At 62.3% G+C, this 12301-nt stretch carries 3 protein-coding genes; 1 reads left to right on the forward strand and 2 read right to left on the reverse strand.

All coding sequences use genetic code 11. The features are described 5' to 3' along the window. Nucleotides 1–463: 463 nt before the first annotated feature. Nucleotides 464–11029 (reverse strand): FecR domain-containing protein, encoded by a 10566-nt coding sequence (locus tag XH89_RS25565; RefSeq protein ID WP_194463146.1) that lies wholly within the window; start codon nucleotides 11027–11029, stop codon nucleotides 464–466. A 498-nt stretch (nucleotides 11030–11527) separates the two neighbouring features. Between XH89_RS25565 and XH89_RS25570 the strand changes: the two genes are divergently transcribed. Then, nucleotides 11528–11956 (forward strand): hypothetical protein, encoded by a 429-nt coding sequence (locus XH89_RS25570; RefSeq protein ID WP_246767611.1) that lies wholly within the window; start codon nucleotides 11528–11530, stop codon nucleotides 11954–11956. 26 nt (nucleotides 11957–11982) lie between these two features. On the opposite strand, the gene XH89_RS25575 is transcribed toward XH89_RS25570, so the two are convergent. After that, on the reverse strand, nucleotides 11983–12237 hold the full coding sequence (locus XH89_RS25575; RefSeq protein WP_246767612.1) for a hypothetical protein: 255 nt from the start codon (nucleotides 12235–12237) through the stop codon (nucleotides 11983–11985). Nucleotides 12238–12301 lie beyond the last annotated feature (64 nt).

Below are 12301 nucleotides of genomic sequence, written 5' to 3' on the forward strand. Positions count from 1 at the left end.
CGAGGACATCAGAAGCGCCGCAGCGGCGCAGCGAACGAAAGGGGATGCAACAATTGAACGGCGGCCTGTGCTCATTGTCTCCATACCTGCGCTTGCTCCCCGGCAGAATAGCCGCACAGTCGAAATCATTGCCGCAGGTTCACGCGCCTCCGTAAAGCAAACATTAACAATACGGCAGACCCGTTAAACTACGGCATTCCCGCATGCCTGGTCGGCAGCGCATCGAATCGCGTGTGACTAACCCCGCTCCCCGCGCGACTTCTTGTCACGGGGGCGGACGGCTGGTCAACCACGCGCCATTACGGAGAGGCCATCAGGGGGGTAAAAGGCAGTTATGGGTTCATTAATTCTGGCCACCGCGGCATTTGAGTAACAGTGGTAGGGTCTGCCTTTGCGCAGGATCACCCCGTGAATTTACGGAGCTCAAAATACACCAGCACTCTCTCGAGACGGCACCGCATCCTCACGCGACTAGATCGTGGGCGAGATAGGTGATCGAAGTCCCCTTGAGCTGGTCTGAAGCGAAATGGAAGTTTTCGGCGGAGTAATTTCCGACAAGCGCCAGCTCCGCGGTCTGCTGCCCGTCCGAAACCGTTAACACCCCGCCGGTCCGAGCAGCATTTTCCTGGTAGCTGATCGAGGCGGAGCCGAATTGAACATTTTCTAGATCAATCAAATCGTTGCCGTCAAAGCCGACAATCGTGCCATCGAAGTGGAAGGCGTCGCCCAGTTTGAGCGTGCCGCCGCCTGAGCCAAACATCACATTGACATTGGCGGCGCCCTCAAGGTCGATCGTCGCAATGCCATTGATGCTAGCAGTGCCGTTTCCGCTCACCGCGCCTTGGACCGTGAGCGATGCCCCATTCGCAAAAAGGACACCTGAGTTTTCGACCGAACCTGCGACCGTCAGGCCACCGCTCCCCGAAGCTTCCAGAACACCCGTATTGAAGACCCAATTTGCACCGGTATTGATCGTTAGCGCGTGAGTACCGGTAGCGTTGATTATACCGGCATTTGTCAGGGAAAGATCGCCATTGCCAAGATGTCCGGCTCCCGAAATCGTGTTGTCCTCGTTGTCGAGTGCGGCGTTAGCGCTCGTTTCCGAGATAACATTGGCATCATTATCAGACAGCACGATCTGACCACCGCCATGCAGCGTCAGGCCATTTCCGGTAAGCTGCAGAAGCGTCTGATCGCCGGTCGAATTCAAGGCGATGGTCCCGACATTGTCGATGGACCCGCTCAGCGGCATGGTGGCGCCATCACCGATCGTCAGGGTTCCCGTGTTGCCGAAGGTCGGGTTTTGATCAAAGACGAAGTCGGCCTGGGTCAAATCCGCCGCATGAACGCCCTGCAGTTCGATCGTCTGCCCGTCTGGGAGTGCAATTAGCGCGTTCCCAGTGGCGTCGTCGGTCAGATGCGCCTGAATGTCGGTAAAGCTTGCAAAATTGCCGTACCCGATCAGATCAATCTGATCCTGAGCGACATCGAAGTCATAAATTGTATCGTGACCGATCGACTGCGCGAGTACGAAGACGTCACTTCCCGGCGTGCCGGTCAGCGTATCATCGCTGGAAAGAGCAAAGATCGGAGAACCCGGCGCATAGGCCTCAACGTTGTCAGCAACGACCGCAAACTCAGTGCTACCGTCGGCCGTTTTCCAGGTCTCAGTGACGGTCAACAGAGTGGCGCCCGTGTAGCCGATTGAAGTGGTAATAGTCAGCGCGGTGAGGTTGTCTGTCTCGACAGTCCACGTGCCATCACCGTGGTTAATCCCATCGCTGATGCTCCAATCGGACGGAACCCCTGCGAGGGTCAGGTAGATCGGTCCGCTCGCTTGACCATCGGAGGGATCCGTCAGCGCCAAATGGATCGGGTCTCCCGCGATCCCGGCGGGCGCAACCGCAAACGAGGAATTATTCGACAGCGTGGCGGACTTGGACGCTGACAGATTCGCAGCATCGTAGGCCGTGATCGTGACAGTGTCCTTGTTGTTGATCGGGGGAGTCGAACTCGTCGTGATCGTGTAGATTCCGCCACTGTAAGTCACAGAAGCAAGCAAACCGGAGAATGACCACGTGCTGCCGTCGAACGTCGCAGAGCCGAGCAGCGTTCCGTTTTCAGCAAGCTCGAACTTTGTAATGCCTCCCTGACCTATGACATTGGCGTCGGCATCAGTCACCGCGGCCTGGAACGTCCAAATGGTCCCAGGACCGGTCTTGTCTCCTGTGAACGCGAACTGGCCGCCGATAATGTCGGAAAACACAGGAGGAGGAGTCAGCTGCACCAGACTTCCGTAGTATCCATCATGGCTGTAGCCGTCGCTCGTTATCAGCCATCCTTGGTGCGTATAGTCACCCGAAAGGCGGATTTGAACCGAGGTGCCCAATGTGTTGTCGATGAACGTGACAGTGCTGACGTTCAGGCTCGCACTGTATGAAACCGTCGTTGACATATGGGTAGGTGAGAACGGCAGGTCCCTCAGGTCGATGAGATCGTCGAGGCTCAAAATCGTTCCAATAGAAGAGCCGGCGAGCAGGCCCAAGAACTGGTCGGCGTCATCGAGGATCAGCGTGCCGCTGCCACCTCCGAACAACACCGTGTTCGTGAACGAAACCGAGCCGCCAATCTCGAGATTGGCCAGCGCGGCAAGGTTCACCGCACCCGTGCCAACGATATTCCCGGCGATATCAACTGTATTGATGGCATAGATCGTGCCGTAGTCCGCAATCGTGCCGCCAAAGATGGATGATAAGTCGAGCGTAAGGCTCCCGCCTAGGTCGACCTTTACCGTGCCATCAGTGTTGGTCACGGTCGAGGCATTGTCGATCAGCAGCGAACCGCCCGCCAGGACCTCCAGCAGCGCGTTCGACGTCACGGTCTCATGACGAAGCTCGTTGCTGCCATTGCTGACCTTGATCACGCCGTCGTTCTGCAGAATGCCGTCGTTCAGCAGCGTCTGACCCGTCAGGTCGAGCTCGCCCGCGGCCTGCCCATTGCCGACAGCCGTCGTCGTTACCGTCCCGCCTGTCACCGTCGCCTGGTTCAGCGTCAGCAGTCCGCCCGCATCCACCGTGGTCTGCGTGTTGGCTACCGACGTCACGCTGTCGATCAGCAGCGAACCGCCCGCCAGGACCTCCAGCAGCGCGTTCGACGTCACGGTCTCATGACGAAGCTCGTTGCTGCCATTGCTGACCTTGATCACGCCGTCGTTCTGCAGGACGCCGTCCTTCACCAGCGTCTGGCCAGTCAGGTCGAGCTCGCCCGCGGCCTGCCCATTGCCGGCAGCCACCGTCGCTACCGTCCCGCCCGTCACCGTCGCCTGGTTCAGCGTCAGCAGGCCGCCCGCATCCACCGTGGTCTGCGTGTTGGCCACCGACGTCACGCTGTCGATCAGCAACGAACCACCCGACAGAACCTCCAGCAGCGCGTTCGACGTCACGTTCTCATGACGAAGCTCATTGCTGCCATTGCTGACCTTGATCACGCCGCCGTTCTGCAGGACGCCGTCCTTCACCAGCGTCTGGCCAGTCAGGTCGAGCTCGCCCGCGACCTGCCCATTGCCGACAGCCGTCGTCGTTACCGTCCCGCCTGTCACCGTCGCCTGGTTCAGCGTCAGCAGTCCGCCCGCATCCACCGTGGTCTGCGTGTTGGCTACCGACGTCACGCTGTCGATCAGCAGCGACCCGCCCGCCAGGACCTCCAGCAGCGCGTTCGACGTCACGTTCTCATGACGAAGCTCGTTGCTGCCATTGCTGACCTTGATCACGCCGCCGTTCTGCAGGACGCCGTCCTTCACCAGCGTCTGGCCAGTCAGGTCGAGCTCGCCCGCGGCCTGCTCATTGCCGGCAGCCACCGTCGCTACCGTCCCGCCGGTGACCGTGGTCCCGCCCAGCGTCAGCGTCTGGCTGGCCTCCACCGTCAGCTGCGTGTTGCTCAGAACGTCGCCGAGGATCGTGCTGCTGCCGATGATGTCGAGCAGCCCGCCATTGAGCAGCGAACCGCCCGACAGCGTCACACCGCTGAACTTCAGCGTGCTGTCGCCGTCCACCTTCACCGTGCCGTTGTCGGCGATGAAGGCCCCGGTCACGGTCGTGCCATCCATGGTCAGGATTTGACCGGGGTCCACCGTCACCTGGCCGCCATTGACCGCCGCGCCGTTGATCGCGCCGGAGCCGGTCACGTGGATCAGGTTGGCGTTCGTCACCGTCCCGCCGGTGACCGTGGTCCCGCCCAGCGTCAGCGTCTGGCTGGCCTCCACCGTCAGCTGCGTGTTGCTCAGAACGTCGCCGAGGATCGTGCTGCTGCCGATGATGTCGAGCAGCCCGCCATTGAGCAGCGAACCGCCCGACAGCGTCACACCGCTGAACTTCAGCGTGCTGTCGCCGTCCACCTTCACCGTGCCGTTGTCGGCGATGAAGGCCCCGGTCACGGTCGTGCCATCCAGGGTCAGGATCTGACCGGGGTCCACCGTCACCTGGCCGCCATTGACCGCCGCGCCGTTGATCGCGCCGGAGCCGGTCACGTGGATCAGGTTGGCGTTCGTCACCGTCCCGCCAGTGACCGTGGTCCCACCCAGCGTCAGCGTCTGGCTGGCCTCCACCGTCAGCTGCGTGTTGCTCAGAACGTCGCCGAGGATCGTGCTGCTGCCGATGATGTCGAGCAGCCCGCCATTGAGCAGCGAACCGCCCGACAGCGTCACACCGCTGAACTTCAGCGTGCTGTCGCCGTCCACCTTCACCGTGCCGTTGTCGGCGATGAAGGCCCCGGTCACGGTCGTGCCATCCATGGTCAGGATCTGACCGGGGTCCACCGTCACCTGGCCGCCATTGACCGCCGCGCCGTTGATCGCGCCGGAGCCGGTCACGTGGATCAGGTTGGCGTTCGTCACCGTCCCGCCAGTGACCGTGGTCCCGCCCAGCGTCAGCGTCTGGCTGGCCTCCACCGTCAGCTGCGTGTTGCTCAGAACGTCGCCGAGGATCGTGCTGCTGCCGATGATGTCGAGCAGCCCGCCATTGAGCAGCGAACCGCCCGACAGCGTCACACCGCTGAACTTCAGCGTGCTGTCGCCGTCCACCTTCACCGTGCCGTTGTCGGCGATGAAGGCCCCGGTCACGGTCGTGCCATCCAGGGTCAGGATCTGACCGGGGTCCACCGTCACCTGGCCGCCATTGACCGCCGCGCCGTTGATCGCGCCGGAGCCGGTCACGTGGATCAGGTTGGCGTTCGTCACCGTCCCGCCGGTGACCGTGGTCCCACCCAGCGTCAGCGTCTGGCTGGCCTCCACCGTCAGCTGCGTGTTGCTCAGAACGTCGCCGAGGATCGTGCTGCTGCCGATGATGTCGAGCAGCCCGCCATTGAGCAGCGAACCGCCCGACAGCGTCACACCGCTGAACTTCAGCGTGCTGTCGCCGTCCACCTTCACCGTGCCGTTGTCGGCGATGAAGGCCCCGGTCACGGTCGTGCCATCCAGGGTCAGGATCTGACCGGGGTCCACCGTCACCTGGCCGCCATTGACCGCCGCGCCGTTGATCGCGCCGGAGCCGGTCACGTGGATCAGGTTGGCGTTCGTCACCGTCCCGCCGGTGACCGTGGTCCCGCCCAGCGTCAGCGTCTGGCTGGCCTCCACCGTCAGCTGCGTGTTGCTCAGAACGTCGCCGAGGATCGTGCTGCTGCCGATGATGTCGAGCAGCCCGCCATTGAGCAGCGAACCGCCCGACAGCGTCACACCGCTGAACTTCAGCGTGCTGTCGCCGTCCACCTTCACCGTGCCGTTGTCGGCGATGAAGGCCCCGGTCACGGTCGTGCCATCCAGGGTCAGGATCTGACCGGGGTCCACCGTCACCTGGCCGCCATTGACCGTCGCGCCGTTGATCGCGCCGGAGCCGGTCACGTGGATCAGGTTGGCGTTCGTCACCGTCCCGCCGGTGACCGTGGTCCCGCCCAGCGTCAGCGTCTGGCTGGCCTCCACCGTCAGCTGCGTGTTGCTCAGAACGTCGCCGAGGATCGTGCTGCTGCCGATGATGTCGAGCAGCCCGCCATTGAGCAGCGAACCGCCCGACAGCGTCACACCGCTGAACTTCAGCGTGCTGTCGCCGTCCACCTTCACCGTGCCGTTGTCGGCGATGAAGGCCCCGGTCACGGTCGTGCCATCCAGGGTCAGGATCTGACCGGGGTCCACCGTCACCTGGCCGCCATTGACCGCCGCGCCGTTGATCGCGCCGGAGCCGGTCACGTGGATCAGGTTGGCGTTCGTCACCGTCCCGCCGGTGACCGTGGTCCCGCCCAGCGTCAGCGTCTGGCTGGCCTCCACCGTCAGCTGCGTGTTGCTCAGAACGTCGCCGAGGATCGTGCTGCTGCCGATGATGTCGAGCAGCCCGCCATTGAGCAGCGAACCGCCCGACAGCGTCACACCGCTGAACTTCAGCGTGCTGTCGCCGTCCACCTTCACCGTGCCGTTGTCGGCGATGAAGGCCCCGGTCACGGTCGTGCCATCCAGGGTCAGGATCTGACCGGGGTCCACCGTCACCTGGCCGCCATTGACCGTCGCGCCGTTGATCGCGCCGGAGCCGGTCACGTGGATCAGGTTGGCGTTCGTCACCGTCCCGCCGGTGACCGTGGTCCCGCCCAGCGTCAGCGTCTGGCTGGCCTCCACCGTCAGCTGCGTGTTGCTCAGAACGTCGCCGAGGATCGTGCTGCTGCCGATGATGTCGAGCAGCCCGCCATTGAGCAGCGAACCGCCCGACAGCGTCACACCGCTGAACTTCAGCGTGCTGTCGCCGTCCACCTTCACCGTGCCGTTGTCGGCGATGAAGGCCCCGGTCACGGTCGTGCCATCCAGGGTCAGGATCTGACCGGGGTCCACCGTCACCTGGCCGCCATTGACCGCCGCGCCGTTGATCGCGCCGGAGCCGGTCACGTGGATCAGGTTGGCGTTCGTCACCGTCCCGCCGGTGACCGTGGTCCCACCCAGCGTCAGCGTCTGGCTGGCCTCCACCGTCAGCTGCGTGTTGCTCAGAACGTCGCCGAGGATCGTGCTGCTGCCGATGATGTCGAGCAGCCCGCCATTGAGCAGCGAACCGCCCGACAGCGTCACACCGCTGAACTTCAGCGTGCTGTCGCCGTCCACCTTCACCGTGCCGTTGTCGGCGATGAAGGCCCCGGTCACGGTCGTGCCATCCAGGGTCAGGATCTGACCGGGGTCCACCGTCACCTGGCCGCCATTGACCGCCGCGCCGTTGATCGCGCCGGAGCCGGTCACGTGGATCAGGTTGGCGTTCGTCACCGTCCCGCCGGTGACCGTGGTCCCGCCCAGCGTCAGCGTCTGGCTGGCCTCCACCGTCAGCTGCGTGTTGCTCAGAACGTCGCCGAGGATCGTGCTGCTGCCGATGATGTCGAGCAGCCCGCCATTGAGCAGCGAACCGCCCGACAGCGTCACACCGCTGAACTTCAGCGTGCTGTCGCCGTCCACCTTCACCGTGCCGTTGTCGGCGATGAAGGCCCCGGTCACGGTCGTGCCATCCAGGGTCAGGATCTGACCGGGGTCCACCGTCACCTGGCCGCCATTGACCGTCGCGCCGTTGATCGCGCCGGAGCCGGTCACGTGGATCAGGTTGGCGTTCGTCACCGTCCCGCCGGTGACCGTGGTCCCGCCCAGCGTCAGCGTCTGGCTGGCCTCCACCGTCAGCTGCGTGTTGCTCAGAACGTCGCCGAGGATCGTGCTGCTGCCGATGATGTCGAGCAGCCCGCCATTGAGCAGCGAACCGCCCGACAGCGTCACACCGCTGAACTTCAGCGTGCTGTCGCCGTCCACCTTCACCGTGCCGTTGTCGGCGATGAAGGCCCCGGTCACGGTCGTGCCATCCAGGGTCAGGATCTGACCGGGGTCCACCGTCACCTGGCCGCCATTGACCGCCGCGCCGTTGATCGCGCCGGAGCCGGTCACGTGGATCAGGTTGGCGTTCGTCACCGTCCCGCCGGTGACCGTGGTCCCGCCCAGCGTCAGCGTCTGGCTGGCCTCCACCGTCAGCTGCGTGTTGCTCAGAACGTCGCCGAGGATCGTGCTGCTGCCGATGATGTCGAGCAGCCCGCCATTGAGCAGCGAACCGCCCGACAGCGTCACACCGCTGAACTTCAGCGTGCTGTCGCCGTCCACCTTCACCGTGCCGTTGTCGGCGATGAAGGCCCCGGTCACGGTCGTGCCATCCAGGGTCAGGATCTGACCGGGGTCCACCGTCACCTGGCCGCCATTGACCGTCGCGCCGTTGATCGCGCCGGAGCCGGTCACGTGGATCAGGTTGGCGTTCGTCACCGTCCCGCCGGTGACCGTGGTCCCGCCCAGCGTCAGCGTCTGGCTGGCCTCCACCGTCAGCTGCGTGTTGCTCAGAACGTCGCCGAGGATCGTGCTGCTGCCGATGATGTCGAGCAGCCCGCCATTGAGCAGCGAACCGCCCGACAGCGTCACACCGCTGAACTTCAGCGTGCTGTCGCCGTCCACCTTCACCGTGCCGTTGTCGGCGATGAAGGCCCCGGTCACGGTCGTGCCATCCAGGGTCAGGATCTGACCGGGGTCCACCGTCACCTGGCCGCCATTGACCGCCGCGCCGTTGATCGCGCCGGAGCCGGTCACGTGGATCAGGTTGGCGTTCGTCACCGTCCCGCCGGTGACCGTGGTCCCACCCAGCGTCAGCGTCTGGCTGGCCTCCACCGTCAGCTGCGTGTTGCTCAGAACGTCGCCGAGGATCGTGCTGCTGCCGATGATGTCGAGCAGCCCGCCATTGAGCAGCGAACCGCCCGACAGCGTCACACGATCGAGCGCGAGTTGTCCCGCAACGACAACGGTTCCGGTATTTGTGACGTTTTCCTTCGACAAGAGGTTGCCTGGCCCGGCAACATTCAGGACGCCCTGAACGAGCAAAGAACCATCTTCGAGCGCGGCTGACCCCTGCAGATTGAGAGCTCCGGCATCGACGACGAGCCCGCCAGAGATCATTGCGTCTTGCAGCAGCAAGCTTGCACTCGGTTCGACCGATAAGGTACCGCCCGTGTTCGCAACAGCGACCGCTACGTTGAGAGTGCCGCCAAGGACGTCGATTTTCGCGGTATTGAAGACTCGCGCCGCATCGAGAAAGTCCCCGCCGTCGCCGACCGTCACGACGCCCGCATTGTTCAGGACGCTCTGATTGAACAGTTCAAGTTGACCACCAACGATTACAGTGCCGGCGTTGGTCAGTACCGCGTCCGCCAGGAGCGTGACATCGAAACCGACACTAAGGTTGCTATTATTTAGAAGCTGCCAGCCGGTCGTCCCACTGTCGTTCACCGTCACGGCTCGCGCGATTGCGTCAGACGTAATCGTGACGGTGCCTGGGGAAACGTCCTTTGCCGCAATTGACGCTTCATCCGTAGCCGTCGGAACGAGACCCGACTCCCAATTCGCGCCGACGCTCCACAGTCCGCCACCTGGATGGATCCATGGTACTCCCGACGGCGAGGTGACCGTAATCACCAGCGGTTCGAGAGCGACGACATTGCCGAGCGGCCAGTTGGTATCGACCTCCACCATGTAGGTGAGCTCAAGGGTCTGGCCGGCTCTCAAGAAGTCGAAAGACTTGTCAAGAGCACTGTAGGTCCAGCTCGCTGTACCGCTGTTTGTGTTTCCCGGATTTGGCTCGAGCGCCAGCGGCACTTCAACCGCAGCAATGGCTGCCAGCTGCTTAGCCGTCAGAGTAGCTGTGATGTCGTTTCCATTGCGGTCGAGAACCTTGAAAGAATCGAACGACACCTTGACGGTCGGTCGATCGACGACATTGAAGTCCGCGAAGCTTATGGTGCCCGAGATCTTATCGATCTTGCTCCCCGACCGCACCTCGAAGCCTGCATCACCGGCGAGCGCGACGGCGGGCGGATTTCCGAAGTGGTAGAACAGACCCGAAAGCCCGTCGCTTCCCGCCGCGAGCGTGATCGCGTTGGAGAGATTCACTGGTCCAGAGGCAGCCCCCTGCAGGGTGAACTGGGCCGGTGTAAACTGAGGCGGGACGAGCGCATCCGTGAAATGATCAAAGGTTTTGGTGTTTGCGTCGGTGAATTTCAGGGTGAAAACGTCGTTGATCAGGCGCTGCAACTCATCCGAAAGTGGACCTGCGTTTCCAACGTTGACCGCCCCGCCGCTGATCGTCACCTGCTGCCCGGCTTCATTGACGACCGCGAGCGGAAGGAGCGTCGTTTTGTCGTACAGAATGTAGGATCCTGTCGTGCCGTCGGGCTCGACTAGAACTTGGAAGCTCGCCTCGGGCACCGGTTCCGGATTCGGGGTCTGGGATGCACTCGGAACAACATAGCTGACCTTGGTCAGCACCGCCGTCCCCCGAATGCCAAGGGTTGCGACGGGTGTGTCGATCCTCATGTCACCATGCTTGGCGGTCTGGCCGGCGACGAAACTGACCGTTCCCGCCACGATGCTGAAGAGGGTGGTGTTGTTCGACCCGTTCGGGTCGTAGACCATTTCGTTGAGGACCATCCTCGCGTTCGAGGACAGGCCGAATACCGTGCCATCGATGAACGTGATGCCGATACTTGAATCGGCGCCCGTCATGACGACGTCGCCTTTTTCAATATTGTCGCCGGCATTCAGGATGATCGAAACGCCATTTCGCGTCGCGGTCGCGTTGCCAGAAAGCTTTGTGACATGTCCGATCAGCGTGCCGCCAGGCGCTGACGTCCCGGCCTGGCTGTACTGCGGCGATGCTGCGAGCGCTCTGACGATATCGGCCGTCAGGTGAGCTCCATCTGGAGAAGCCAGCGGTGCCCGCTGCTCGCTCTTGAAGTAATCGTGTGCAACAAAAACGCGATCATCTTTCGAGATCGAGAGGTCGAGTCCCGAACGCTTGAATGTGCCATTAAACAGCAGGTCCGGATCGGCGACGATGATTGCGCCGTGCGGGACGTGATGAGGATGCGCAGACATCGTCTGCGCATTGAGGCCAGCCGAAGCACCGGCGTTGAATTCAAATCTGCCCGCGTAGGTCAAATTGGCTTCCCTGCCGGGGTTCGTTAAAATTTAATTTCGAGATTAATAGTTCCCTTTATACGTTCTTAAACCGCTGGCTACAAACGCGGTTTTTTTTAGCTCAAAGGTTAACTCCGCTTAGCGCAGAAGCCAGCGCGTGACAGCTTTGTGACAGCTCTGAAGCGAATGGAATCATTGCGGTTTTTGACGAGGCTTTGCAGCAAGGACTGAGTTTGCGGCCGCGCTTGGCGATGCTGTGGTCCCGAGAATTGCGAATCAATTCGCGTGTAAGGAGCAATATTATTTCGCGCAACCGCGTTCCGCGTCAGAATATCGCAGTGCGTAAACGACAGAGCGAGACATCGTTTAGAGCTGGGACGCTCGGGCGCTCTTGCTGGGAAGGAGAAAGAGATCGAGAATCAGCGCCCAACAGGCAGGCCTGGCGCTAGCTCTGTCGAGCCACTCGCGGCGACACGGATGTTCGCAAATCCTCATGCGCCGCGCAGGCGGCGCAGCTAATTGACGTTCGATGCCATTTTTGCTCTTTTAGGCAAATATTTCTCGCCTTTGGGGGCTGCAATGCAGAACAGGTTCAATATTCTTCTATCGGCAGCTTTTGTTGTGGGACTGGCGGGCGCCAGCAGCCCAGCCAGCGCGGCCGATTTGGGCCTCGTGACGTCGGCTCCCGTCGGAAACTGCAGCAAACTGGTATTTGTCTGCGAAAATGGCAGGCAATACCCGCTTTGCCCGATCGCAGTTTCGGTTGCCGGTGAGGTCGTGACAGCATCTCTGCACACCGGCCGACATGGCGGCGCGCACGTTCGGCTGGTTCCGATGGGCGTCGGCTATCGCTATGCAGGCCGCGGCGTCTGGCTCGACGGCTTCCGCGAAAATGCCCTGCTAAACTTCGGCAAGCACAGCCAGATCGCCTGTACCCTCGCCCACTGAGGCGAGGGGCCGAGCGAACCGCTCGATCACCCCTTGGTGCGTAGCACCACGCCCTGCGACCGCGGGTACATATACGCCTTGGGCTGCACATAGACCGGGCAGTAATTATTCCATTGATACTGCTGCCAATTCCACTTCCAGCAGCCCGCTTCAATCTGCGGTTCGGGACCGAAATCCAGACGGTACGGCTCGTCCCCGAAGGGATAAGGGCCGCAGTGCGCGGCGCTGGAAGCGAACACGATCGTCAGGGAAATGGCGGTGGTGGCCAGCAATTTTGGCATGTTGCCCTCGATATTCACGAGCGAATGCGCGACAGTGCCAAAGTAGGGGTTTCCAATCAAGGGC

The organism is Bradyrhizobium sp. CCBAU 53340 (assembly GCF_015291645.1).
Taxonomy (GTDB): Bacteria; Pseudomonadota; Alphaproteobacteria; order Rhizobiales; family Xanthobacteraceae; genus Bradyrhizobium.